Source organism: Paraburkholderia sp. DD10, assembly GCF_049177125.1.
In the GTDB taxonomy this organism is placed as follows: domain Bacteria; phylum Pseudomonadota; class Gammaproteobacteria; order Burkholderiales; family Burkholderiaceae; genus Paraburkholderia; species Paraburkholderia terricola.
On the sequence record NZ_CP185392.1, the window covers coordinates 265,329 to 289,348 of the forward strand.

Consider the following 24,020-nt stretch of genomic DNA (forward strand, 5'->3'; position numbering starts at 1 on the left):
TGTGGAACGATGCCCGATGCTGCGGCTCGGCGTGGCCGAAACCGCACACCGGGACGTAGGAGCGGCGCTTAACGCTGGGTCACGATCTCGTAACTGGCCGCGAACGGTTGCCCGGCGCCGTTCACCGAAAACGTGATGCGTTCGCCGTCGGTATGTGCTTCGATTGTTGAAATACGTTGCCCGTAAGCGTCCAGTGCATAGACCGATACATGCGCGCGGTGCACGTAGAGCGCGATGTTGGCGGGAATCCGTTCCATTTGCACGGGCGCGCTGACCGCATATAGGTTTGACGATGGCGCATTGCCGGTGTCTGGCGGGATCGTCCACCACGCATCGCGGAAGCCGGTTGATTTGAGCTGTTGTGGACCTTTGGTCGCCGTTCCCATTGTTGAGCCGGGCAATGACAACAGCATCCGTGTGGACTGCATGAGCGGTGCACTGTCGATGCTTGTCAAGAAAGCGGTGGCGAAGCCACGATTGCGCGGAGCTAGGGTCAATTCCAGCATCGAGGAGCGCACCGGCTGGTTTACCGACAGATAGCCGGAGAGTCCTGCGGCGTATGACGAACCAAACACGATCTGGCGCGCGTTCCGGTCATACGACAGGTAGGACGACGATTGCTGCGGGCCGTCTGTCGACTGAACGCCGAAGCGCGCGGCATCGCCGATCTGGATCTGCTTATCCATCGCAATCGAGGATGGCACATTGAAGTGTGTCGAAAGGTAGGAAGCGAGATTGCCCGACACGTTGTTCAGTGCTGCGGTGGTCCTTTCATCGCGCGGCAATGAAATTATCGCGCGGGGCAGCGCGGTTGCGGGGACGCCTTCGCGAAAGTAGCGCGCGCACTGAGCGAACTGCACCAACTTGGTCCAGTCGCCTTTCAGGCTGAAATCCGATGGCGTGGCCGTGTCCCACTGCTGGTCATGCGAATACGAATAAAGGATCAGCCCGTCCCAGTCCTGCGAAAGGGCGAACTGCGTGACAACCGGCAACAGGTCCGAGCCTTGCTGATTTGGCCATGGCTGGTTGAACTCGCTGACGACGAACGGTTTGCCCTGTGCGCGCGCAAAGGCGACATTGAGCAGCGTGTTCTCAAAGGCGTCACCGAGCCAGCTATTCGAAATGCGCCAGTTCGACCAGTCCCATTGACGGGCGGGAAACCAGTAGTGGTCGATATAGAAATGAGCGTCGATATAGTTCGCCGCTGCGTTGACGTCGAAATTGGCGAAGCCACCGTGCTTCCAACGCCCCGAATGAATGATCTGCGTGCCGGAGACTGCCACGCCGTCGCCGGCGACGGCGTGCACCGCCTTGGCGATGCGGGCGATGTAGCGCTGGTCGAGCGAGACGAAGAACTCCGCGGCGTGGCGGGCATCGTCGGGTGCGAGGCCGGTTCGTGCGATCGGCAGCGGCCTGCCTGCCAGTTCATGTGTCTGCTCGTATAGCGCCCACTGTTTGGCCAGTTCGTCGCGATATCGGCCGGTCACGAGCGTGGGCAGGCGTCCTTCTTGCCAGTTGTCGATTAAGGTGGATTCATTGTCGATTTCCACCAGCGCGAGGTTGAATGTATTTCGAAGATCGAGCGCGGCCGCCAGATTCCGTGTGTACTGCTCCTGCCAACGCACCATATCCCCATCGAATATCTGCAACGGTTTGCTTTGCGGCGGAATGGCATCGCCGCTCCTCAAGGCAGGAAAGGTATGGTTGACGTGAAGATTCAGGTCGGCGTAAATGCCGTGCCGGCCGAGTTGGGCAATTAAACGCTTCAACGTCTGTGCGGCACCTTGGTCTAGATCGGGGCGGGAAGCATCGACAAGAATCCCGGCGGGGTACACATCGGCATGATGAGCCGGTTGATCGATCGCATGCAGCCGTACGATGTTGACGCCGAGTGCGGCGAGGCGGCTGGCGAGTGCTTCACCGGCAGCTTGGGAAGGAAAATTGGCGGAAAGCGCGAGACTGACGCCGAAAAAGCGAATCCGTTTATCGTCTGCCGAGCCGGCTTTGAGGTCCGCGCCGACTGTGTAGAAATGTCCGTCTTTGACGAACACGCGATCCTCGGGACCGAGCGCTGGTTGGGGCGACGTCGCGACGGACTGTGCGCCGGCTAGGGCCGGCCCGGCGGAGCGGGTGGACGCGAGGGTAGCGCCGGGCATTGTCTCGTACCAGATCGCCTTGGGCGCCGGTGATGACGAACACGCGAGCACAGAGCCGAGCACAAGCAACGTGCAGCCCCGCGCGACAAGCCGGTTCGATCGCCTGTTCATCGTTCGAGCGGCGCTAATCCCGGCGCTCCGTGGTTCAACGTAGGCGCGCGCTTGGGCGAGGCATTCCGTAATCCATAGGCTACTTGAAACATAAAGATTTGCAGTAGGTAGAGGTGAGAGAGGCCGGTCGAGTAGTGAAAGCCAAACACATAGAGCTGCGCACAGAAAAAACCAATCGTGCCGACGGCAAAAGCATAGGCAGTGCGGTCGCTTTTCAGTTCGGCACGATGACGGACCCTCAAATGGGCGAGGGCGTCGATCAACGGGCTGAACATGAGCCATGCATAACCGATCGATGCGATGCCGAACACCATCAGAACCGAGATGTACCAGGAGTCCTTGTAAGTTTCGCCGTTGTTTGTGATCGCGCCGAGGCCATAGCCCTCCGGTCTGAACGCGGACGGCACCGACGCGTACTGCGCAAGCCGACCGACCGACGACGCGTCGAGATCAGCTTTGCTGACGATAATTAAAGCAAATGACAGGAGCAAAATGACAACCGGCGCGATAGCCAGTTTGCGAAACGATCTTGTTCCGAAGAAATGGACTTGGGTTGCGCAAAGCAGCGCGACCGCAAAGACGATCCAGCCGATCCGGACATTCGCCACGATTTCTCCGCCCGCCAGCAGAATCGAAATCAGTGAAAAATGAAGGCGTCCGGAGAAGCTACGACTGGTATAAATCGAAATCACCGCATAGGTCAACGCGAGTGCATTGAACAGGCTGTACTCGATTGCTGAGATAAAAAATCCGGTTGCTCTCAGTTCGTCGCCACGCATGAACTGGTATTGCAGCAGGTGCGTGTCCGTATTGATGCTTTCCTTGGCCTGGGCGACGAAGTCGTAGTACCAGAGCTTGGTGAAATCGCCGGAGAAGGTCAAATTCTCGTAAATGGCATAAACGGACATGACGCATGCCATTGACAGTAGCAGTCGCATCAGCGTACGTGCGGAGGCTCGCCTTGCGAGGCCGGACGACGTCAGCAGCACAGCGAGCAGGATCGGGACAAAGTAGCGACGCCATTGCTGAATGGCTTCGCCGAGCCCGCTGCGTGTCAAACCGACCGCGAAGCCGAGCGCCGACAGCACGAGGATCACGCAGACGATTCGCGCCGTATCGCTCGACAGCGAGAGCCGGTTATGCTGGTTGCTGCGCATCAGGTTGAGCAGCAGCAGGCCGGAGATGAAAATCTCCTTCCACGCCTTTGAGACGACCAGCAACGTGGGGCTGAGGGTATCGCTCAGCGGCACGAATACCAGATCGTTGACGGTAACGAAGAATACCGTGATGTAGAAGACGTAGTGGCGTTGTTTCGTGAACAGCAGACACACACATCCCGTGTATAGCGATAGAAAGAAGAGCGTTAACAGCGTATCCAAAGCGGCCTCGAGGTTGATCGTCATGGGCGCGTCAGCGTCATATCCGGCGCTGCGCGTTATACCTCGGTCTCCAGCCGGTCTTGGCCTGCCGCATTGCTGGCACGTTGCGCGGCAAGGGTCGCTGGCATGAGCGTGTCGGGCGCGGCCTCGCGTTGCGCCGTTCCCAAGGCCGGCCGGGGAGTCTTGTTCGGCAGGCGCGTCGCGCCCTTGTCCAGATGCCGATACAACAACGCCTCATACTGAGCCAGCACGCTATCCCAACGAAACGAACTCTCAAACCGATGCGTGCTCGCCTCGCCCATCGCCCGAGCCGTAGCGGGATCGCCTAGCAATGCCGAGATGTGCATATCGCAGTCCGCCTCCGTGGCGAAGAACCGCGCGTCGGGCCCCGCTACCCACCGATTGAATACGTTGTCATGCGCAATCACCGCGCTCCCGGCGCCAAGCGCTTCGACGAGAGACGGATTCGTGCCGCCCACGCGATGCCCATGCAGATAGAAATGGGCATGCCGCCGTAGCGACCGCACGGCCGATTGATCATAGATCGCACCGGGAAACATGACCTCGTCGCTTGCCGCTTCCAACACGTCGCGATGGTAGCTATGGACTTCAGGATCGTATTTTCCCAACACGACGAGTTTGGCCTGGCGTGGCCTGCGCGAAAAGGCGGTGACGATTTCCAGCACCGAGTTCTCCGGCTCAGGACGTGCGATCACGAGCCCGTAGAAAGTGTCTTCGAGCCCATGCTCCTTGAGGGGCGCAAGACTGGCCGCGCCGACCGGATCCGCGCCATATGGAATCGTCGTGATCTTCCTGCGATTGACGCGCGTTGCCAGGTGCGCTGCGATGGCAGGGTGATCAGCGATCAGATGATTGCCCGTCCAGCACCCGACGCGCTCGTTGAGCCACAGCCACACACGCTCATGGAATTTCCACTTCTCGCGCCGCCACTCGAGCCCATCCATGTTGATCAGGTTCGTAATGCCGTGCCAACGCAAATACGTGCAGAAGACGGCGGTGTTATAGCCGAGCGTCAGCACGAGCTCGGGCTTGCGTTCGGTCGTGTCGCGAACCGACTTCCAGTCGAATTCCATCGTGCCCATTGCGCCCTCGCGCGTGACGGGGACGATGATCCGATTTATGCCGCGCCATATGTCCTCGATGGTCTCAGTCTGGCCAGCTTCGCCCTGGCAATACACGGTCACTTTCCAGTCCCGCTGCGTGAGATAAAGCGCAAGCCTCTCGGCAAATGTTTCGAAACCACCGTGGCGCGCCGGAATACCTCGCGTACCCAAAATGAAAAGTTGCCTGACTGGCATATCGTTCGATCCCGTCGTGATTCGCGCGCCGATAATGCGCTGAACAAAAGCTACCAATGCGATAGCGTAGGGCAACAGGCATGGTGAAATCGGTCACTGTCGTCGTCGAATCCGCCAAAGTGATAGGCGCGACTTCTTTGTAGAACCATAATGGGCCAATACGGTCAGCGCACGCCCACATGTCCTTGGACGATGTCGGAATGCGCCAACGATTTGACCGAATCGGCTACTTCAACGCTCCTAACATAGCGTTCCTCTAGCCGCGCTTTTTCGTGCGGTGCGTCACTGCGTGAGTGACACAGGACCAGTGTCGGAATAGGACCTATGCAGGACCGACTATGGCCGTTATCTGTCTTCACTTCTTTCTACGGTTTCGCCATGCCAATCAACGTAAAGCACACTGCCATTCACGATGTGAAGCTAATCGAACCGAAGATTTTCGGCGACGCGCGCGGCGCCTTCTTCGAAAGCTTCAATCAGAACGAGTTCGAAGAAAAAGTTGCTCGTGGCTTCCGGTTCGTGCAGGACAACCATTCAGTGTCGGCGCGCCATGTGCTGCGCGGTCTGCACTATCAGATCCAGCATCCGCAGGGCAAGCTGGTGCGAGTGGTGGTCGGTGAAGTGTTCGATGTTGCCGTCGATCTGCGCCGCTGGTCGCCCACCTTCGGGCGCTGGGTCGGCGCGCGCGTGTCGGCTGCTAACGGGCACCAACTCTGGATTCCGCCGGGTTTCGCGCACGGTTTCGTGGTGCTGTCCGATGTTGCCGAAGTTCTTTACAGGACGACCGACTATTACTCCCCCGACCACGAACGCACGCTGTTGTGGAACGACCCGGATATCGGCATCGAGTGGGGTGTCGACGGCACGCCGCTAGTCGCGCCGAAGGATGCGGCGGGCGTTCTCTTCAGTTCAGCGGAAGTTTATTGACGTGGGCCGATGCGAGGCATGCAGGTGAAAACCATCCGGAATCGTGACGCCTGCACCGGCAGCGGTGCGACGGCTCAAGTAGTCAAGGATCGACAATTGAATAAAAGAAATGCTTTCATTCATGGGCCGTTCAAGGCGCGCCTCGCGAATCGGGCCAACGCCACGCTCGGTTTCTCACTGGCACTTCTGGCCACGCTCAGCGGTTGCGCTCTGGCGCCCGGGTCTTACATGGGCGCCCCTCCCGCACAAACCGCCAACGCACAGTCCGGTTCAGAGCCGCAGGTGACCGAAGTGGTGCAGGACGGCATCACGTTTCGTCTGCATTCACTCAACGGCGACCTGATTGCGCGTCTGTCGTCGCAGCCGGATGGTGTGGTACCGACTTCGTTGCGCTTGCCGGCGGGTACGCCTTCGGCATACCGCGTTCGCAGCGGCGATTCGTTGCGGGTGATCGTGTGGGATCGGCCGGAACTGAACAACCCCGGGTTTTCGGCGTTGAATACATCGATCGTCTCGATCGGCGGGACGGAGAGTGCAAGTGTGCCGTCAGCGACCGCGGGAGGTAACCTCGATCCCGTGGGCCGCGTCGTGCAGCCGGACGGCTCGATCTACTTCCCATACATCGGGAAGGTGAAGGTCGCCGGCGAGACGATCGATGCGATTCGCGCCGATCTCACCAGCCGGCTGAACAAAGTCGTGAAAAACCCGCAACTCGATGTGACTGTCTCGTCGTATCGCAGCCAGAAAATATATGTGTCGGGCGCGGTGAGGGCCCAGGCTCGCTGGCCTTGACCGATACGCCGGAGACGGTCGCCGATGCCATCTCGGGCGCCGGGGGGTATAGCGCGGGTGCGGACCTTGCAGGGGCGACGCTCAATCGGGGCGGCAAAGTATTTCCGCTCGACCTGTACGCGTTTTTCTACAACGGCGATCTTTCGCAAAACGTGCTTCTCAAGGACGGTGACGTCGTCAACGTGCCAGAGCGCCGCTTCAAGAAGGTGTTCGTACTCGGCGAGGTCACGAAGCCCGTATCGCAGGTGATGCCGGTCGGGGTCCTCACTTTGTCTGAAGCGATCTCGGACGCCGGCGGCCTCAATCAGTTGTCGGCCAATGCATCGCAAGTCTACGTATTCCGGCAGGGACCCAACCGCACAGTGGACGTGTTCCATCTCGACGCGACCTCGCCGGGCATGCTGGTGCTGGCCGATCAATTTCTCCTGCAACCACGCGACGTGATCTTCGTCGATGCCGCGCACGTAACCCGCTTCTATCGCGTGGTTTCGCAGATTTTGCCGTTCGCGAGCGCCCTGTACCTTGGAGCCGAGGCCTTCAAGTAACGCGCGCGACGATCATGAACGACTGACGGAGGCCATGTTGAATCTGCTGCTGATCTGCTATGCGAACGTGTGCCGGAGCCCCATGGCCGAGTGCGTGTTCCGCGAGGCGTTGTCCGATGCGTCGGGCGCATCTATCCAGTCAGCGGGACTGGAAGCGCTGAGCGGAGTGCCGATCCATCCGATTGCACAAAAGGTTTTGACCGCAAAAGGCTACGCGGTCCCCGCCGACTCTTCCTCGATGCGTTTGGCGTCGCCGATGCTGCACTGGGCCAACCTCGTACTCGTCATGGAGATGTCCCAGCGGCGCGAAGTGCTCAGACGCTATCCGTTCGCCGCCGGCAAGGTCTGGACGCTGGGTCACTGGCTCGGCCGCGAAGTTCACGACCCGGTCGGCGGCGACGAAGCGCTGTTCGATGAGTCGTTGACGCTCATCGAGCGCAGTGCGAATAGCTGGCTGCCCGCGCTCACCATGCAACCTGCCCTATGAAGGCGACATTTACCATGAAGTCAGAATCGACTTTGCATAACATGCCGGTCCCTAACATGGCGCCCAATCAGGTGGATGAGGACGTAAGCCTTCTGATGCTCTGGCATAACGTCCGGAGCCATGCGCGGCTGTTCGCGGGCGTGGCTGCGGGGATCGCCGCTCTGGCGGTGCTCTACATACTGGTCGCGGCACCGGTGTACAAAGCAAACGCACTCATTCAGGTCGATGAACAACAGGGCTCCGCGCTCGGCGCGCTGTCGGATGTTGCCAGTGCGCTCAGCCTGAACAAGCCGATCGACGGCGAACTCGACATTCTCTCTTCGCGCGCCGTGTTGGGACCCGCCATCGATGCCACGCAGGCGCGGACCACCATAGCCGTGGCCAACCGCGTACCGCTGCTGGGGCGTCTCTATGGACGCTTCGCCACGCCGCCAGATGGCGTGGCCGATGCGCCGCTGGGGCTCACGCAGTTTGCGTGGGGCGGTGAGCGCATGGAACTGACCGTCTTCGAGGTGCCGAATACGCTCTACGGCGAGAAGTTCCGTTTGCAGGTTCAGGCTGGCGATCGCTGGACCCTCGAAGATCGCGATGGCGTGAACGTGGCGTCGGGGCGCGTCGGTCAACGCGTGGAATTCACAGTGCAAAGCGACTATGGCCCCGGCAAAGGCGTTATCGAGGTGCGTTCCTTGCGCGGTCGTCCCGGCACGTCGTTCAAGCTGATTGAAGCGTCGCTCCAGGACACGATCGAGTCAATATCCAAGCGCATGAAGGTGGAGGAAACGACAAAGGAATCGTCGATGATCGCGCTCTCCGTCAAGAACAGCGACCCGGAACGGGCCGCGCGCTTTGCCAATGAGGTTGCACGCGCTTACGTGGCGCTGAACATCCGCCATCGTGCGGAACAGTCGCGCTTGAGCCTGCAATTCCTCAACCGCAAGCTGCCTGCGTTTCGCGAGGAACTGGAGCAGTCCGAGGACCGCTTGAACGCCTATCGCATCCGCACGAAAACGATCGACGTCGAGCAGCAGACGGAGGCGCTGCTCACGCGCGCCGTGGATCTGACGAAACAGAAGACGCTGGTCGATCTTAACCTGCAGGCGACACGCGAGCAGTTCCGTGCGGGCCATCCGGCTGTCCAGACGCTGCAGGCTCAGTCCGCGGCGCTCGATCAAGGGCTGCATGAGATCGAAAAGCAGGTGCAGGCGTTGCCTTCGACGCAACAGGACTATCTGCGTCTTGCGCGTGACGTGGCGGTGAATACGCAGCTTTACACGGCGCTGGTAGCGAACGGACAGCAGCTCGAGGTCGCCGAGGCTGGCACCACGGGTAACGTGTCCATTATCGATCTGGCGGTTCCGCCCGAGTCAATGGACTGGCCGAAGGTTCCGGTTGTGATCGGTGGCGGCGTATTCGGCGGATTGCTGATCGCGTTCGTCCTGGTGCAGGCGCTGGCTGCGATCAAGGACGCGCTGCATGATCCGCTCGAGGCGGAGCGCGTGGGACAAGTGCCGATCTTCGCGGTGGTTCCGTCCAGCTCCGCCGAGTTGGAGACCGCCAAGGAAAATCACAAAGGCGGCAAGGGGGTGATGGCGCTGCTTGCGGGTAAGGACACGTCCGATCCGAGCGTGGAAGCCCTGCGTTCCCTGAGAACCACGCTCAAGTTCGCGCTGCTTGGCAAGGAGGGCGGCTCGATTCTGTTCACAGGGCCGACGCAAGGTGTCGGCAAGACGTTCGTCGCGGCGAACTTCGCCTATCTGTTGGCAATGAAGGGGCTGCGTGTGCTGATCGTGGATGCCGACATGCGGCGCTCGGGACTCAAGCGGTATTTCTCGCTGGCGCCTTCGCACGCCGGACTGGCGAATGTTTTGGCGGGCGACGTGACGCTCGATGGCGCGATTGTCAAGACCGGCCACGACGGATTCGATCTTTTGCCTGCAGGTGGCGTGCTACCGCCCAATCCTGGTGAGTTGCTCGAGCGGCCCGCATTCGCAACCCTCCTGAAAGACGCCGAAGCGCGCTATGACTACGTGATCATCGATTCGCCGCCGGTTCTGCCGGTTAGCGACGCGGTGACACTCTCACAGGTCTGCGGCGCGGTGTTCGTGGTGTCGCGCGCCAACTTGACGAGCCGGCATCAACTGGTCGAAACGATGAACCGTTTGAACCAATCGGGCACCAAGGTTACGGGGCAGGTGTTCAACGGCTTTCACGCGACACGCTACGGCTACGGCTACGGTTACCGCTATCGATACAGTAACTGAGGCCCGGTAAAGAAACGACTGCGACAGTGTCACGCGTGTGCTGCGTCCGGCTTCGCTTGAGCGGGAAACACGCGCCTGCGGCACAAGGTCGAGCAGACGCTGCAAGTTCGAAAAAATCTCGCCGCTCGAATGATGTGGTTAGCGTTCCGGATGTTGATGGGAAACGCATAAAAACCAGATTTCCTTGAACGGTCAAGATGTGGCTTCATTCGGCCACCATGGTACTTCGGTGGTTCTCCTTTCGTAACATGAACTACTTGAACGATGGCGTCGGTGTTCCGCTGTCGTGGCGTTCGTTCGCACGAGACCGCCGCAGCAGATATCGGACGCAGTCTACCCAACACTGACACAGTGAAAACAATAGGCATCGCACTATTTGATGGCTTTGCGCTCCCAGAGATCGCTTGCATCATGGAGGTGTTCCAGCGCGCGAACGAAATCGCCAGATCCGATCAACGTAACTCGGCGCACTTCGACGTTTGCCTGCTTTCTACCATCGGCGGGCGCATCGCGAGCTCGTCCTCTGTCTTCGTCTGGACGAGGAGCCTCGAAGCGCGACAGTACCCGGACGGCTTCCATGCGCTCTTCGTCGCGGGCGGTGCGGATTTGAATCAGGCGTTGCACGACGCGGAACTGCTCGCATGGCTGCGCCGTATATGTCCGATCACGGAACACGTGTTTCCGGTCGGCGAAGGGGGTTTGCTGCTGAAGGCGGCGGGATGCGGGCGTTATGCCGCGAGTGAATCGGCTGGCGACAAAGCGTCTTATCGTGGATCGGAAGGCAGGATCACGCTGGCGCCGCCGCACGGTGTCATGCCGAATTCGCTGCGCGCCGCACTGGCGATGATCCAGGAAGAGTTGGGGGCGCATGCGACCCGTCAGATCACGGACCTCGTGTCGCCGGCCGCGCCAAATCAGTTCGCCGACATCGTCCACCGCAATGCGACGCGCAAGGTCAGCGAAAACATTCAGGCCTCGGCCCGTTGGCTCGAAGAGAACGGGCACCGGCAGGTAAGCATCGACGAAGCGGCGCGGATCGCCGCAATGAGCGAGCGGCATTTTTTGCGGCGCTTCAAGGCTGAGTTTGGCGTGACGCCTTCCGATTATCTGCTCTACGTTCGGCTCGACATGTCATGCCGGCTGCTGGCGGAAACGACGTTGCCAGTCGACAAGATTGCGCGGCGTTGTGGCATCGGCAGCGGTGGGCGACTCGCGAAGCTGTTTCGTAAACACCTGGGCAAGACACCAACCGACTATCGCGCCAACCATCGACCGGCATTTCGACCCAATTAAGCCAATGTTCCTCGGGGGTTCATCATGTTCTCCGTTATCCTGAACCTGACCTATCTCGCGTTCGCCGCCATCGGCGCGTCGCTGGTGGCAAAGGCTGCATTCGTCAAATTGGCGAAGCTGGGCGGCGGCGCGCCGCGCGATCGTTCGCCGGTCGCGATCGCTCTCGGTCCCGCTTCGGCCACGCTGTTTGAGCATGTGCTCGCGTCCTCGGCGGGACCCTACTCGCCCGCGATCGTGTACGACGAGCACGCGCCGGAAGCGGGCATCATCGCCGGTTTGCCACTCGTCTGCTCGCTTGAAACGCTGGGTGCCCAGATGCGGCGGCGTGGCATCGGTGAACTGTGGCTGCTCGGCTATCCCATGCGCCAGCCGTCAATCGAATGCTATGTTCGCGAGTTCCGGCATGATTTCGTCAACATTCGTCTGATACCGGACCTGCGCGAGTTTGCGCTCGCGAAGCCGGCTTTCGTCGACGTGCACGGCTTGCCGGCGATCAATCTGGTGGCCTCGCCCTTGACGCCGGGCGCCGAGTGGCCCAAGCGTCTATTTGATTGCCTGTTCGCCGCACTCGTACTGCTGTCGATCTCGCCCTTGCTGGCGGTGATCGCGATTGCCGTACGTTTTTCTTCACCTGGCCCGATCCTGTTCCGTCAGATGCGCAAAGGCGTGGGTGGCCGCGAATTTGCGATCTACAAGTTCCGCACGATGCGCCAGCACGTCGAGGAAACCGGCCGCTTGACGCAGGCGCGCCGCGGCGACTCGCGCATCACCCGGGTTGGTGCATTCCTGCGCAAGACGAGTCTCGACGAGCTGCCGCAGTTCGTCAACGTGCTCAAAGGACAGATGTCGGTAGTGGGACCGCGGCCGCATGCAGTCGAGCACGACGAGTTGTACAAGGATCTCGTCGACGACTATATGTACCGGTATCGCATCAAACCGGGGATCACCGGATGGGCGCAAATCAACGGCTTGCGTGGCGAAACCGATCGCGTGGAGAAGATGGCAGCGCGCGTGATGTTCGACCTCTACTACATCCAGAACTGGAGCTTCTGGCTGGACCTCAAGATCATCGGCATTACGATGCTCAAAGGCTTTTTCGGCAAGACCGCTTATTGAGTCCGCGTATGACGACGGCGTCTACCGTTTTTAATTGAGACCGCACATGACAACTTCTGCAAAGTACCTTCGGCACTGCGTGTTCGTTTCGGCGTGGCTTGCGATGCTTAGCGCTCCCGGCGTACTTCATGCGCAGCTAATGAGCGACTCTGAGGGGCTGCGCTCGGCGTTTAGGTCATCGCTTTTGCAAACGACACAACAGAAGCATCGCCGACACACGTCGTCCGATCCGTACATGGCGCTCATCGAGCAGAGCGATCCGACGCGGCGGTTGCGGGTGATCACCCAGAACTCGGACCCGCTGTCGCAAACAATGCGGATCACACCATCACAAATCGCATTGGCGGGCAGCGCCGGGTTGAGCCTCGGCGCCGCGGGCGCGCTTTCAAATCGGATGGTTCGTGGGAGCGGCGCTGGCGCGTTGAGCGGCATGATGCCCATGCCGGGTGCCGCGCCGTCGTTCGGCGTGGGCGCCGCGTCGCTTTCGCCCGCAGCCATGGCGGGAGCATTGAGCGCCGGTTGCTCAGTGTCCGTGCCGAGTATGGCGATGACGCTGCCAGGCTCGGGTTCGTGTCGCTGATCCGCACTCGCCGACCTGGCCATTCACGCCAGTCAGCAGGATAGTCGCGGGTTTCCGTGTAGTCATTCAACCGTCCTCACGCGAAATGCTCGGCATCGGCCAACCGCTTGCCCGCCGCATCCTTCGCGGCCAGCAACGGCTCGGCGTCGATCGGCCACTCGATGCCGATCGCCGGATCGTTCCAGACGATGCTGCGCTCGTGCTCGGGGAACCAGTAGTCGGTGGTCTTGTAGAGAAACTGCGCGGACTCCGACAACACCACGAAACCATGCGCGAAACCCGGCGGCACCCACAGTTGCCGGTGGTTGTCCACCGAGAGCGTCACCCCCACCCACTTGCCGAAATTCGGCGAGCTCCTGCGGATGTCGACGGCCACGTCGAACACCTCGCCTTCCACCACGCGCACGAGCTTGCCCTGCGCATGCTGGATCTGGTAGTGCAGCCCGCGCAACACACCCTTCGCCGAGCGCGAATGGTTGTCCTGCACGAACGTCACGCCGGCTTCCACGTGTTCGGCAAACTCCAGCGCATTAAAGCTCTCGTAGAAATAGCCGCGCGCATCACCGAACACCTTCGGCTCGATGATCTTCACTTCAGGCAGCGCCGTAGCGGTTACTTGGATGGCCATGCGACTTGATCCGTAAGAATGTTTTGCAGATATTGCCCGTAGGCGTTCTTCGCGAGCGGCCTGGCGAGCGTCAGCAACTGCTCGCCGTCGATCCACTGCTGGCGGTAGGCAATCTCCTCCGGACAGGCGACCACGAGGCCCTGGCGCTTCTGCAGCGTCGCGATGAAGGTCGCCGCCTCGATCAGCGAATCGTGCGTGCCGGTGTCGAGCCACGCATAGCCGCGCCCCATGATTTCGACATTGAGCGCGGCGTCCGCCAGATAACGCGAGTTGACGTCGGTGATTTCAAGCTCGCCGCGCGGCGACGGCTTGATATCCGCGGCGATATCGCACACCCGCCTGTCGTAGAAGTAGAGACCCGTGACCGCGTAGTTCGAGCGCGGCTTGAGCGGCTTCTCCTCGATCGACAGCGCGCGGAATTGCCGGTCGAATTCGACCACGCCGTATCGCTCGGGATCGTGCACGTGATAGGCGAACACGGTCGCGCCATGATCCTGCTGATCGGCGCGCTCCAGCTGCTTCGCGAGATCGTGGCCGTAGAAAATGTTGTCGCCGAGAATGAGCGCCGACGGATCGTTGCCCACGAAATCACGGCCGATGATGAACGCCTGCGCGAGGCCGTCCGGCGAAGGCTGAACCGCGTACTGGATGTTCATGCCCCACTGGCTGCCGTCGCCGAGCATGGCTTCGAAGCGCGGCGTGTCCTGCGGCGTGGAGATGATCAGCACGTCGCGGATGCCCGCCACCATCAGCGTGGACAGCGGGTAGTAGATCATCGGCTTGTCGTACACCGGCAGCAGCTGCTTGGAAACGACGTGCGTGATCGGATACAGGCGTGTGCCCGATCCGCCCGCGAGAATAATGCCTTTGCGCGCCATTGCCGTGCCCTTACGCGCGCTGCGCGTAGTTGGTTTCAACCCACTTGCGGTATTCACCCGACGCCACTTCGTCGGACCACTCCTGATTGTCCAGATACCACTGAACCGTTTTGGCGAGACCCGTCTCGAACGTTTCCGCCGGTTTCCAGCCGAGTTCGCGCTCGAGCTTGCGGGCGTCGATCGCATAACGGCGGTCGTGGCCGGGACGATCCTTCACATAGGTGATCTGGTCGCGATACGAGCCGCCCGCCTTCGGACGCAGTTGATCGAGCAGGTCGCACAACGTGTGCACCACGTCGAGATTCTTCTTCTCGTTCCAGCCGCCGATGTTGTACGTCTCCCCCGGCGTGCCGCGCGCGAGCACTTCGCGGATCGCGCTGCAATGGTCGCCGACGTACAGCCAGTCGCGCACGTTCTGGCCGTCGCCGTACACCGGCAGGGGCTTGCCGCCGAGCGCGTTGGCGATCATCAGCGGGATCAGCTTCTCGGGGAACTGGTACGGACCGTAATTGTTCGAGCAGTTCGTGGTGAGCACCGGCAGACCATACGTGTGATGGTAGGCGCGCACCAGATGGTCGGAACCGGCCTTGGTCGCCGAGTACGGGCTATTCGGCGCGTACGGCGTGGTTTCGGAGAATTGCGGATCGGTGGCGGAGAGCGAGCCGAACACTTCGTCGGTCGAGACGTGCAGGAAACGGAAGGCGGCCTTCTCATCGCCGGCCAGCGAGTTCCAGTAGCTGCGGGCGGCTTCGAGCAACGTGAACGTGCCGACCACGTTGGTCTGCACGAAATCAGCGGGGCCGTGAATCGAACGGTCCACATGGCTTTCGGCGGCGAAGTGCAGCACGGCACGCGGCTTGTGTTCGGCAAAGAGCGCGTCGAGCGCGGCGCGATCGCAGATGTCCGCGCGCACGAAGACATGTTTGGGATTGCCCTGTTGCGACTTGAGCGTACCCAGATTGCCGGCGTAGGTCAGTTTGTCCACATTCAGCACCGCTTCGTCCGACGCGTTGAGCCAGTCGAGCACGAAATTGGCGCCGATAAAGCCGGCACCGCCCGTTACCAGGATCATGAGGCTTCCTTTGGACGCTTACGTCCGTATTCGTTTGCTTCTCTGGAACGTCTTGGCATGACTTGTTCACCGATTAAAAAAGCGCTTCGAGGTAGCTACTCTGCGTTTGGAGTTCGATATTCAAGCTGAAGCGCTAACAGGCTGCTGAAATACAGTCCGACAGAAGCAGCCTTTCTGCACTTACGCGGCTCTCGCCACAAGGTTTATCGCATTGTGCAATTTCAACGTGAATTCCACGCTTGTTCGGCAGTTTGAGGCCAATTTCTGGCTTCATTGCCGCGTTTTTCGCTGCTACAGACGGACTTGTGTCAGTGAGCGCATGCGCACGAGGTTGTAGGCAGCCATGTTCAACACGAACATCTGGTCCACTTTCTTCAACCCGCGCACCACCACCTGGCGCATGCGCCCCACGGTCTTGGCCCACCCGAAGCCTTGTTCGATCAACTTGCGCTTTTGCTGCGAAATGGCGTAGCCCACGCTCGAGGCAATGGTATCGGGCACGGATGAACGCCGCCCCGAGGTGTTTTGCGCAACGTGCGGTGTGACCTTCATCTGCTGGCACGCCTCGATGAATTCCTGTGCGTCGTAACCCTTGTCTGCGCCCAGCGTGATTTCTGCGCTCGCATCTTCTGCCGCTTGCCGCGCGTCGTTGATCATGACCTTGGCCGCTTCGCGCTCGGCGTGCCCGTCAGCGCGCGTCACGCACGCGTTGACCACCAGACCATGTCGATTGTCGGTCAGCGTGTGGCCCATGTAACGCAATTCGCTGGCCGTATTGCCTTTGCGATAGAGCCGTGCATCGGGATCGGTCCGGGACTCATGCGTCTCGTTGCTGCGCTTCTCGCCTTTAAAGTCGCCTGCGTTGCCGCCGTCGCTGTCCTGATCGTCACTGTCCTTGGGCACGAAGCTCTTGTGCCCCGCCCACGCCTGGATCAGCGTGCCGTCCACGCTGAAGTGCTCTCCCGAGAGCAGGCACTTCTTCTCAGCGATCGCCACCACTTCGTTGAAGAATTCGATCACCGCATCATGCTTGATCAGGCGTTCGCGGTTCTTCGTGAAGACCGTCGGTACCCAAACCTCGTCATCCATCGCCAGGCCGATGAACCAGCGAAACAGCAGGTTGTATTGCACCTGATCCATCAATTGGCGCTCCGAGCGGATGCTGTAGAGCACCTGGATCAGCATGGCTCGCAGCAACTTCTCCGGCGCGATGCTCGGCCGCCCACCCTTGAGGTCGGCCTCGTACATCCCGGCAAACAACCGATCCATCTTCACCAGTGCTTCGTTCGCCATCACCCGGATCGAACGCAACGGATGCGACTTCGGAACGAAGTCGTCCAGCTTGCGCATGGAAAACAAACTCTCGGTGAATGTGTCGGCGCCGCGCATGATCTCCAAGGGGCAAGTGGGGGTCTTCCATCAACGCTTCAGGGGCCTTCAGCGATGACATTACCGCCGATACTTCAGCAGCCTGCTAATGCACAAAAGTAGCTCGTTGCTGCCCACGGTGATGCAGGGCGGAATCCGCCGTATCCCTATGTGGCTGCTCGTTGAGCATGCATCATTACCAATCGATAGTCACTGTAGGGAGATGTGGCGAAGAACGACCAGATAATTTCATTTTTCGACAACGCCGGATTGAACTGCCCAGGTTCTTGGAAAGCTGTCAACGCTCAAGGGTATGGAATCACGAAGGTTGCATGCACCGTCTGAACTGGCGTCTACTGGGCATATATCGGCCGGCTCGGCATTCTTATCATCACGCTTTCCTATCTCCGCCAAAGTGTTGGCGTATCAAGCCGCAAAAATCGGAGTTCGGCATGAGGTGTGTAGGATTGGTCAACCGTAAAAAACTAATAGAGACAGTTGGAACAATAGACTAGTCTTCGATGGACAGTTTGATGAAAAACTATTCGAGAGACTATCGTCGCTATGCGACGCAGCCTCGCGGCTTGACTGACGAACACACCGTTAGGCGTGTCGGACTTACGCTATTTAACGGCTTTTCGTTACCGGAAACCGCCTTGGTATTGGAAGCTTTCCATTGTGCGAATGCGATCATCAAGGCTGATGGAATCGATGGGTTGCGCTTCGATGTCTATCTGTTATCGGTTGCGGGAGGCAAAATTGCCAGTTCGTCAGCGGTCTCGGTGTGGACCGACAGTGTCGATTCGCATGTTCAGGCAGGCGATTTTTACGCACTGTTTGTCGCTGATGGCGCGGGCGTACAAAATGCGCAACAGGATGACCGCCTGATCACCTGGTTGCAGAGAGTCCATTCTCGTAGCGAACGAATATTCTCCATCTCTGGGGGACTGCAACTCCAAGCCGCAGGTTTCCACCCAGGCGACAGCGACCCACTCCAAGCCGCGCTCTCACTAATTGGGAATGATCTCGGCGTTGAAGCCGCGCGTCAAATCGCCCAGCGACTCGAGCAGCGGCTCGAGGACCAGTCGCTCGCTATAGTACGCAAAGATACCTCGATCATTGTCAGTGACCAGATCCGGGCATCGGCGCGCTGGTTGGAAATGAACGCCTACCGTCCGATTGCAATGGAAGAGGTCGCCCAGGTAGCCTCGATGAGCGAACGGAACTTCTTGCGGCGCTTCAAACTGGAAATGGGCAAGACACCTTCGGACTATCTCCTGTTGGTGCGCTTATCCAGATGCTGCCATCTACTCGCCGAAACGGATCTACCGGTCGACAAGGTCGCGCGGCGTTGTGGAATCAGCAGCGGCGGCCGTCTCTCCAAGGTTCTGCGCAAACATCTCGGCGTAACGCCCATTGAATACCGCGCAAGCAGGCGCAAATCAACTGATTCGAAATGACCTCTCTTTCCGTTCAGGGTATGCCGGCTAATGGTGAACCGCCCGGCATGCGGCGCTTAAATGACTTCCATCGGATTAATTGCCGCTGCACTGCATAGCGCATCCTCTTGTCGAGATTTGAAATTACTTAACAATTTCAAAAGTCGCATTCGGGTAGACTTGCCCGCGCGACGCGCATTCATCCTGATGGGCGTTACCCGTCAATCAGCCGACTGGTCCCTCATTAACACCTGTCTTCGCTACGCTGGGCGAACCTACCTGCCCATTCGCTTACATGAGAATCGCCGTCCTCGAACCCGATATTGTGGCGCTAGATCATGCGCTCGAAGTACTGTCATCCGCAGGGCATTTCCCTTTCGGTGCGCTATGCGACAAAACGCTTCGGGTACTACTCGCAGAAGTGTCTGTCGATCTGGTCATACTCGATTGGGCGAATCCAGATGCGCTCCGATACGATACTTTGCGCGTTCTGTGCGGGCATGAACCCGCGATACCCGTCATTCTGTGCGCGATGCCTCATACACAGCAGCACGTGATTAACGCCGGGCTAATGAGTGGCGCGAACGTCTGCCTGGAAAAGCCGATCGGCGGCGCGCGGTCGCTTGCGCACATTCATGCGTTGGGACTCATCGGGCGGTCGTTTCTTCCACAGTCCTGTTCCGCACAACCCGCGTATCAGCATTAAATGACATGCCGGCATGCGCAAAAAAAGGCCGACACAAAGTGTCGGCCGAAAAACCTCCGGCTTTTCCGAGGTCATTGCCGGAAGCCAAAGAAGATATTCGCCGATAACCGCTACGTGAATCCGACATCCTGTTGTACCACCCCGCCAAAGTGAATTGCCGAGGCGCCTTATCCCCTGTATCGGCTGTCAGGTTGCGCTCGATTTGCCTGGGAATGAGAGCGTGACATGGGCCATGCAGGCGCTGTAGACCTCGACGACGGCAGGCGATTTATAGTCGAGGCGAGGATAATCGGCAAACGCGTCTGCCAAGGCTTTGACGTCAAATCGTATCTTCGACACTCGTATCACATGCGCCGCCAGTTCTTGTGCCCTGCTGGCCAGCGCTACGCGCTGCAGCAGATTCAACTCGCCGTTGACATGCATCCATAGATGCGTTGATTCGACCACGTGCTGCGTCGTGAGCCACTTTCCAATCAGACGGTGCCTCAGCAATTGAGACACGACCAGATAGGTCAGCAGATCGACGCGCGCATTAATGTCGGGATAACTTGACCAGGGCATCGGAAATGTGGAGAGAGGCGAAGTTCCGCGCGTTGCGCACGACGAGCATGCTTAGGCTGGAAGAGCGCACAAAAATGGTCACCCCTTTCGAAGGACGGCCGCAGAGGACATCATCATGAGATCGGATAATCCTCAAAGCATATGATCCTCGCTCCAATTTATCCGTTCCGTCAAAACCGTGGCGGATTCCGCTGAGTGCTACTCGCCAGCCGAGGGGTTTCGAGCACTCGCGAGCGCGATGCGGCTCACGCCATCATGTTTGCTCATACGCGGAAACACCAGCGTCCTGATGATCTCGTGAAGCGTGTCTTCTTCCGAGAGCGGCCCGGCCATTGCCCATAGGCCGTGGCGCGGCGTGGGCAGGCGGCGGGCATCACCGGAAAAGAGGGCGACGTGCAACGCAGGTCCGCCTTGCGCGCGGCGGATTGCTCGATTTGCGCCGACACAATTCCAACAAAACGGACTGAGCGCGTCGGCGGACGATCTCACGAGATGGATCATCATGTCGGCGCCCTCGCCATCCCGATCGTGCACGATCTGCCACGATAGGCGTGCGCCCAAAGTCGGAAGGTTCCCGATCCAGCGTTCCACTTCATGTTCGGCAAATCCCCACAATCGCAAGCCGACTCGAAGCTTAGAATGCGTGGCACGCAACACGTCGCCGTGTGAGCGAGAGCTTGTGCTGACCGCGCGAGTGAGGGGTCTAAACGTGCTGTCGTGGCTCATGATGGGTATTGGTTAGATCGCCGCGTCCGGGGATTCGTGAAGCGGACCGACGCTCGGGTGAGAGTGGATGCGAACGCGCGTCAGCAAGCGAATTCAACCGAAAGCGCGCGCAGATACGCGTCGAACTCCGCCGACACTTCCGGATGACGCAGCGCGAATTCCACCGTCGCCTTCAGGTAGCCGAGCTTGCTGCCGCAGTCGAAACGCGTGCCGTGGTACTTGTACGCCAGCACCTGTTCATCGGCCAGCAACGACTGAATCGCGTCCGTCAGCTGCAATTCGCCGCCGGCGCCGGGCTTGACCGAGCGAAGGTGTTTGAAGATACGTGGCTTGAGCACGTAGCGTCCCACCACGCCGAGATTCGACGGCGCCACGCTCGGCTCCGGCTTTTCGACGATGCCCGACATCTTGATGATCGACTTTTCCCACTCCTTGCCGTCGACAATGCCGTACGACCTGGTTTCGTGCGCCGGGATCTCTTCGACCCCGATCACCGAGCTGTGATAGTGGTCGAACACCTCGATCATCTGCGTCATCACGGGCGGCTTGCCGTATAGCAGATCGTCCGCGAGAATCACGGCGAACGGGTTGTCGCCCACCAGCTTTTCCGCGCACAGCACCGCGTGGCCGAGACCCAGCGCTTCCGCCTGGCGCACGTAGAAACAGTCGACGTGGCTCGGCTTGATGCTGCGCACCAGTTCGAGCAGCTTGTCTTTGCCGCGCGCCTCGAGTTCCGCCTCGATCTCATACGACTTGTCGAAATGGTCTTCGATCGCGCGCTTGCTGCGGCCCGTCACGAAGATCATTTCGGTGATGCCGGCCGCCATCGCCTCTTCCACCGCGTATTGGATCAGCGGCTTGTCGACGATCGGCAGCATCTCTTTCGGGCTCGCCTTCGTGGCAGGGAGGAACCGGGTGCCGAGACCCGCGACTGGGAATACCGCCTTGGTAACTTTAAGCATGAGCGATTCCGGTGTTCGTCATAGCGACGCAAAAAAGGGAGCCTGAGCTGTGGAGAAGGCGGGCGGTAGTTCGAAGTCGATCCAGGTGCGCTCGCGCGAGCCAACGAGATCATCTTTTGGCATGCCCGAAAGCAAGCATAAGAGAGGACGACACTGCCTGACGCGAGGTGGCGGAAGAAGCCCCGTTTTTGTCTAAAGCGAATACATGTCCGCTTTTTATTTCGCAAGAAGGGCTGCGCCGTTGCGCGAAAAAAAAGCCTGCCACCCGAGGGAGCGGCAGGCCAGAAAGATCGAGGGTGGGGTTGCCTCCAGGAGGCGGCCCTCGAAGACCGAAGCGGAGTTTAGTCTACGGAAGCGGTCGGCGGATGGCGGTGGCGGATTGGATCAAGCTGTTGACCGAACTGGACCCGACATGTGTTGGTGAAAGCGTTTCGCTGGCGCAAGCGACCCGTCGACGAAGCTCGCGAATCAAAAAGACCTGCGTCCGCGTAAAGGGTCCATGCGGTATCTCCAACCAGATCGCGCATGTTGGCGACGTCAGCGGCCCCCATCGCGTCTCAATGTTGAAACAGGTTTTGCGGCACATCACTTCCTGTTCGTTTCCGCCTCGCCGCGCCTGAACATTCGACGGACCCGCGCGTCAGCGCTCGTGCGCGCTGGAGGTGCGACTGTCAGCAGCGCCATGCCCCCTTTGAAAGACGCGCATTTCCAACCAGATCGTCCCCCGCGCGTGTAACGGTTGCGAAACATCGGGAGCCTTTCCAGCATTCGCCGGCAGCAGTGGAACAACGCTGTTTGTCGCGTAGCAAGCGTTTGCGTCCTGATGGCACAGTCGTTGCAGTATGAGATTCACGATCAAACCATGAAAGACCGACAGGTGGTTTGCATTAGATATTAATTAAAGAGGGTGAGAACGGCCGATCAGGCTGTTTTCAGGGGGGACTCGTGAAAACGATATATCGGACTGGCATTGCTTGCGCAATGCTTGTGGCGACTTGCGCCTTGTCTTTATCCGCGCACGCCACGCTTGGCGAGAAGGTCAGCAGCGTAGGCAGCGACCAGGTTCGAATGCGTGCCACCGCACACAGCGTCACTTCGCAGGCCGCCTACACCGTGCATTTGATTACGCTGCCGTCCGGCACCGTGGTGCGCGAGTATGTCGCGGGGAACGGAATCGTATTCGGCGTCGCATGGGAAGGACCGACCTTGCCTGATCTGAAGGCCACGCTGGGTGAAGCTTTCGATCGATACGTCGCCGCCACCGCGATGCGCCGGACAACCCCGCTCGCCGTCTCGACCGATGCCCTGGTGGTCTTCTCGGCCGGCCATTTACGTGCATTCGCGGGCTACGCGTATTTGCCGCAAGCGGTCCCGGCTGGCGTCGACGCCAGCGTCATTCAATAGCGGGGCAATCATGCGCGATCCGGATTCGCTCCTTGGCTCAGGTCCGCTTCTCAAGTTGCTCGCGGCCACATTGCTCGCGGTGTTAATGGCAGGATGCGGGGGAGGCGGCGGCGGCGGCGGGAGCAGCAATTCATCCAGCGCAACGGCGCCAGCGCAGTCGCTCACGAGTACACCGCCCGCGTCGCAACTGCCGGCATCTAACACCACCGCGGTGACCGTCGATTTCGGCGTGATCGGTGTGCCGAATATGCCCTTCGTCAGCATCACGCTGTGCGTGCCGGGCACGACGCAGTGTCAAACCATCGATCACGTCCAGGTCGACACCGGCTCGTCGGGGCTGCGCGTGTTCGCCTCGCAACTTCCGCCCTCGTTGGTACTGCCGCGGCAGAAGGACGGTGCGGGTAATCTGCTCGCCGAATGCATGCAGTTCTTCGATGGTTATACGTGGGGTTCGGTACAGCTTGCCGATGTACTGATCGGCGGTGAAAAAGCGGCGTCGTTGCCCATTCAGGCAATCGACCCGAACTATGGCGCGATACCGTCCGACTGCAGCAGTCTCGGCGCGTCACGCAACTCACCCGTGAGTCTCGCAGCCAACGGAGTGCTCGGCATTGGCGTGTTCAAGCGCGATTGCGGTCCGGCTTGCGTGCGCAGTGCCGTGCCGGCGACCTATTACGGCTGCGTCGAAAACACTTGCACGTCGATCGCGGTCGCGGAAAACCTGCAGGTTGGCAATCCGATTCCCTACTTCGCGACCAATAACAACGGTTCGATCTTGACGTTGCCGGCTGCGTCGCCGAGCGGCGAAACCTCGCTTACCGGGCAACTGGTGTTCGGCATTGGTACGCAGAGCAATAACGGCTTGGGCAGTGCGCAGGTGATCGGGCTCAGTCCGTCCAACGGCACGTTCAGAACGGTGTTGAATGGCACGAGCTATTCGAGGGGCATGATGGACAGCGGCTCGAACGGGCTATTCTTTCAAACCAGCGCGCTGCCTGTCTGCGCGAGTCCGAACGACTTGTATTATTGCCCCTTATCCACCCAGCAATTAAGCGCGATGATTGAAGGTGTAAATGGCACGACGAGCGCTGTCTCGTTTGCTGTCGGCAATGCCGCGGAGCTCAAGCTGAGTCGCGGCGGCAATTCAGTGATGCCGCTGCTCGCCGGTCCGGCATTCGTCTCCTCGACGATCTTCGTTTGGGGCATGCCATTCTTCTACGGGCGTAGCGTCTATGCCGCTGTCGAGCAACAACCGACGCCCGGCGGAGCGGGTCCCTATATCGCGTATTGAGAGACGCCGCGATCATCTG

General features: G+C 59.8%; 21 protein-coding genes. 11 read left to right on the forward strand and 10 right to left on the reverse strand.

The genetic code is table 11. The features are described from left to right. Positions 1 to 68 precede the first annotated feature (68 nt). From ACOCG7_RS01290 to ACOCG7_RS01300, 3 genes are all read right to left on the reverse strand, one after another. Complete coding sequence (locus ACOCG7_RS01290) at positions 69 to 2,156, reverse strand: hypothetical protein (protein ID WP_143031928.1); 2,088 nt, start codon at positions 2,154 to 2,156, stop codon at positions 69 to 71. Positions 2,157 to 2,263: 107 nt separating this feature from the next. After that, positions 2,264 to 3,670, reverse strand: coding sequence for a hypothetical protein (locus ACOCG7_RS01295; protein ID WP_073428802.1), 1,407 nt, complete (start codon positions 3,668 to 3,670; stop codon positions 2,264 to 2,266). Between the two features lie 32 nt (positions 3,671 to 3,702). Then, positions 3,703 to 4,965: a DUF1972 domain-containing protein gene (locus ACOCG7_RS01300; RefSeq protein WP_073428801.1), complete on the reverse strand. Its 1,263-nt coding sequence runs from the start codon at positions 4,963 to 4,965 to the stop codon at positions 3,703 to 3,705. A 378-nt stretch (positions 4,966 to 5,343) separates the two neighbouring features. On the opposite strand from ACOCG7_RS01300, the gene rfbC (ACOCG7_RS01305) reads away from it, so the two are divergent. From rfbC (ACOCG7_RS01305) to ACOCG7_RS01340, 8 genes are all read left to right on the forward strand, one after another. Beyond that, positions 5,344 to 5,892: a dTDP-4-dehydrorhamnose 3,5-epimerase gene (gene rfbC / locus ACOCG7_RS01305; RefSeq protein ID WP_073428829.1), complete on the forward strand. Its 549-nt coding sequence runs from the start codon at positions 5,344 to 5,346 to the stop codon at positions 5,890 to 5,892. A gap of 18 nt (positions 5,893 to 5,910) precedes the next feature. After that, a complete protein-coding gene (locus ACOCG7_RS01310; protein ID WP_421376542.1) occupies positions 5,911 to 6,684 on the forward strand; it encodes a polysaccharide biosynthesis/export family protein in 774 nt (257 codons plus the stop codon). Further along, on the forward strand, positions 6,681 to 7,229 hold the full coding sequence (locus ACOCG7_RS01315) for an SLBB domain-containing protein (RefSeq protein ID WP_421376544.1): 549 nt from the start codon (positions 6,681 to 6,683) through the stop codon (positions 7,227 to 7,229). The genes ACOCG7_RS01310 and ACOCG7_RS01315 overlap by 4 nt, the downstream gene beginning before the upstream one ends. A 34-nt stretch (positions 7,230 to 7,263) precedes the next feature. Next, positions 7,264 to 7,716 (forward strand): hypothetical protein, encoded by a 453-nt coding sequence (locus ACOCG7_RS01320; protein ID WP_073428800.1) that lies wholly within the window; start codon positions 7,264 to 7,266, stop codon positions 7,714 to 7,716. 41 nt (positions 7,717 to 7,757) lie between these two features. Beyond that, the gene (locus ACOCG7_RS01325; protein WP_159442555.1) at positions 7,758 to 9,977 is read left to right on the forward strand and encodes a polysaccharide biosynthesis tyrosine autokinase; all 2,220 of its coding nucleotides are present in this window, start codon (positions 7,758 to 7,760) and stop codon (positions 9,975 to 9,977) included. 264 nt (positions 9,978 to 10,241) lie between these two features. Beyond that, positions 10,242 to 11,270, forward strand: coding sequence for a GlxA family transcriptional regulator (locus ACOCG7_RS01330; RefSeq protein WP_073428798.1), 1,029 nt, complete (start codon positions 10,242 to 10,244; stop codon positions 11,268 to 11,270). 24 nt (positions 11,271 to 11,294) lie between these two features. Continuing rightward, positions 11,295 to 12,386: an undecaprenyl-phosphate glucose phosphotransferase gene (locus ACOCG7_RS01335; RefSeq protein WP_421376548.1), complete on the forward strand. Its 1,092-nt coding sequence runs from the start codon at positions 11,295 to 11,297 to the stop codon at positions 12,384 to 12,386. Between the two features lie 46 nt (positions 12,387 to 12,432). Next, positions 12,433 to 12,966: a hypothetical protein gene (locus ACOCG7_RS01340; protein ID WP_421376550.1), complete on the forward strand. Its 534-nt coding sequence runs from the start codon at positions 12,433 to 12,435 to the stop codon at positions 12,964 to 12,966. Positions 12,967 to 13,042: 76 nt separating this feature from the next. Here the strand turns inward: ACOCG7_RS01340 and rfbC (ACOCG7_RS01345) are convergent, their stop codons facing one another. The 4 genes from rfbC (ACOCG7_RS01345) to ACOCG7_RS01360 all read right to left on the reverse strand — a co-directional run bounded on the left by rfbC (ACOCG7_RS01345) (position 13,043) and on the right by ACOCG7_RS01360 (position 16,933). Then, the gene (gene rfbC, locus ACOCG7_RS01345; RefSeq protein WP_073428795.1) at positions 13,043 to 13,594 is read right to left on the reverse strand and encodes a dTDP-4-dehydrorhamnose 3,5-epimerase; all 552 of its coding nucleotides are present in this window, start codon (positions 13,592 to 13,594) and stop codon (positions 13,043 to 13,045) included. Next, the gene (rfbA, locus tag ACOCG7_RS01350) at positions 13,579 to 14,472 is read right to left on the reverse strand and encodes a glucose-1-phosphate thymidylyltransferase RfbA (RefSeq protein ID WP_421376552.1); all 894 of its coding nucleotides are present in this window, start codon (positions 14,470 to 14,472) and stop codon (positions 13,579 to 13,581) included. Before rfbA ends, rfbC (ACOCG7_RS01345) begins: the two co-directional genes overlap by 16 nt. 10 nt (positions 14,473 to 14,482) lie before the next feature. Continuing rightward, a complete protein-coding gene (gene rfbB / locus ACOCG7_RS01355; protein ID WP_421376554.1) occupies positions 14,483 to 15,544 on the reverse strand; it encodes a dTDP-glucose 4,6-dehydratase in 1,062 nt (353 codons plus the stop codon). Between the two features lie 291 nt (positions 15,545 to 15,835). Next, positions 15,836 to 16,933, reverse strand: coding sequence for an IS5 family transposase (locus ACOCG7_RS01360; RefSeq protein ID WP_073432981.1), 1,098 nt, complete (start codon positions 16,931 to 16,933; stop codon positions 15,836 to 15,838). Between the two features lie 512 nt (positions 16,934 to 17,445). Between ACOCG7_RS01360 and ACOCG7_RS01365 the strand changes: the two genes are divergently transcribed. Beyond that, complete coding sequence (locus ACOCG7_RS01365) at positions 17,446 to 18,372, forward strand: GlxA family transcriptional regulator (RefSeq protein WP_073428827.1); 927 nt, start codon at positions 17,446 to 17,448, stop codon at positions 18,370 to 18,372. 871 nt (positions 18,373 to 19,243) lie between these two features. On the opposite strand, the gene ACOCG7_RS01370 is transcribed toward ACOCG7_RS01365, so the two are convergent. From ACOCG7_RS01370 to galU, 3 genes are all read right to left on the reverse strand, one after another. Beyond that, positions 19,244 to 19,618: a hypothetical protein gene (locus ACOCG7_RS01370; protein ID WP_073428791.1), complete on the reverse strand. Its 375-nt coding sequence runs from the start codon at positions 19,616 to 19,618 to the stop codon at positions 19,244 to 19,246. Between the two features lie 198 nt (positions 19,619 to 19,816). After that, positions 19,817 to 20,122 carry a hypothetical protein gene (locus ACOCG7_RS01375; RefSeq protein ID WP_421376557.1) on the reverse strand — a complete coding sequence of 102 codons (306 nt, stop codon included), beginning with the start codon at positions 20,120 to 20,122 and terminating at the stop codon, positions 19,817 to 19,819. Between the two features lie 302 nt (positions 20,123 to 20,424). Next, entirely contained in the window at positions 20,425 to 21,306 is an 882-nt protein-coding gene (gene galU, locus ACOCG7_RS01380; RefSeq protein WP_114163997.1) for a UTP--glucose-1-phosphate uridylyltransferase GalU, read from the reverse strand. A gap of 981 nt (positions 21,307 to 22,287) precedes the next feature. Between galU and ACOCG7_RS01385 the strand changes: the two genes are divergently transcribed. Continuing rightward, entirely contained in the window at positions 22,288 to 22,710 is a 423-nt protein-coding gene (locus ACOCG7_RS01385; protein ID WP_083082019.1) for a DUF2844 domain-containing protein, read from the forward strand. A 10-nt stretch (positions 22,711 to 22,720) separates the two neighbouring features. Further along, positions 22,721 to 24,001 carry a DUF3443 domain-containing protein gene (locus tag ACOCG7_RS01390; RefSeq protein ID WP_083082021.1) on the forward strand — a complete coding sequence of 427 codons (1,281 nt, stop codon included), beginning with the start codon at positions 22,721 to 22,723 and terminating at the stop codon, positions 23,999 to 24,001. Positions 24,002 to 24,020 lie beyond the last annotated feature (19 nt).

Excerpts from the sequence above, each read along its gene's own strand:
- ACOCG7_RS01290 (WP_143031928.1), bottom strand. The coding sequence starts at position 2,156 with ATGCCCGGCGCTACCCTCGCGTCCACCCGCTCCGCCGGGCCGGCCCTA.
- ACOCG7_RS01295 (WP_073428802.1), bottom strand. The coding sequence starts at position 3,670 with ATGACGATCAACCTCGAGGCCGCTTTGGATACGCTGTTAACGCTCTTC.
- ACOCG7_RS01300 (WP_073428801.1), bottom strand. The coding sequence starts at position 4,965 with ATGCCAGTCAGGCAACTTTTCATTTTGGGTACGCGAGGTATTCCGGCG.
- rfbC (WP_073428829.1), top strand. The coding sequence starts at position 5,344 with ATGCCAATCAACGTAAAGCACACTGCCATTCACGATGTGAAGCTAATC.
- ACOCG7_RS01310 (WP_421376542.1), top strand. The coding sequence starts at position 5,911 with ATGCAGGTGAAAACCATCCGGAATCGTGACGCCTGCACCGGCAGCGGT.
- ACOCG7_RS01320 (WP_073428800.1), top strand. The coding sequence starts at position 7,264 with ATGTTGAATCTGCTGCTGATCTGCTATGCGAACGTGTGCCGGAGCCCC.
- ACOCG7_RS01325 (WP_159442555.1), top strand. The coding sequence starts at position 7,758 with ATGCCGGTCCCTAACATGGCGCCCAATCAGGTGGATGAGGACGTAAGC.
- ACOCG7_RS01330 (WP_073428798.1), top strand. The coding sequence starts at position 10,242 with ATGGCGTCGGTGTTCCGCTGTCGTGGCGTTCGTTCGCACGAGACCGCC.
- ACOCG7_RS01335 (WP_421376548.1), top strand. The coding sequence starts at position 11,295 with ATGTTCTCCGTTATCCTGAACCTGACCTATCTCGCGTTCGCCGCCATC.
- ACOCG7_RS01340 (WP_421376550.1), top strand. The coding sequence starts at position 12,433 with ATGACAACTTCTGCAAAGTACCTTCGGCACTGCGTGTTCGTTTCGGCG.
- rfbC (WP_073428795.1), bottom strand. The coding sequence starts at position 13,594 with ATGGCCATCCAAGTAACCGCTACGGCGCTGCCTGAAGTGAAGATCATC.
- rfbA (WP_421376552.1), bottom strand. The coding sequence starts at position 14,472 with ATGGCGCGCAAAGGCATTATTCTCGCGGGCGGATCGGGCACACGCCTG.
- rfbB (WP_421376554.1), bottom strand. The coding sequence starts at position 15,544 with ATGATCCTGGTAACGGGCGGTGCCGGCTTTATCGGCGCCAATTTCGTG.
- ACOCG7_RS01360 (WP_073432981.1), bottom strand. The coding sequence starts at position 16,933 with ATGCGCGGCGCCGACACATTCACCGAGAGTTTGTTTTCCATGCGCAAG.
- ACOCG7_RS01365 (WP_073428827.1), top strand. The coding sequence starts at position 17,446 with ATGAAAAACTATTCGAGAGACTATCGTCGCTATGCGACGCAGCCTCGC.
- ACOCG7_RS01370 (WP_073428791.1), bottom strand. The coding sequence starts at position 19,618 with ATGCCCTGGTCAAGTTATCCCGACATTAATGCGCGCGTCGATCTGCTG.
- ACOCG7_RS01375 (WP_421376557.1), bottom strand. The coding sequence starts at position 20,122 with ATGATGATCCATCTCGTGAGATCGTCCGCCGACGCGCTCAGTCCGTTT.
- galU (WP_114163997.1), bottom strand. The coding sequence starts at position 21,306 with ATGCTTAAAGTTACCAAGGCGGTATTCCCAGTCGCGGGTCTCGGCACC.
- ACOCG7_RS01385 (WP_083082019.1), top strand. The coding sequence starts at position 22,288 with ATGCTTGTGGCGACTTGCGCCTTGTCTTTATCCGCGCACGCCACGCTT.
- ACOCG7_RS01390 (WP_083082021.1), top strand. The coding sequence starts at position 22,721 with ATGCGCGATCCGGATTCGCTCCTTGGCTCAGGTCCGCTTCTCAAGTTG.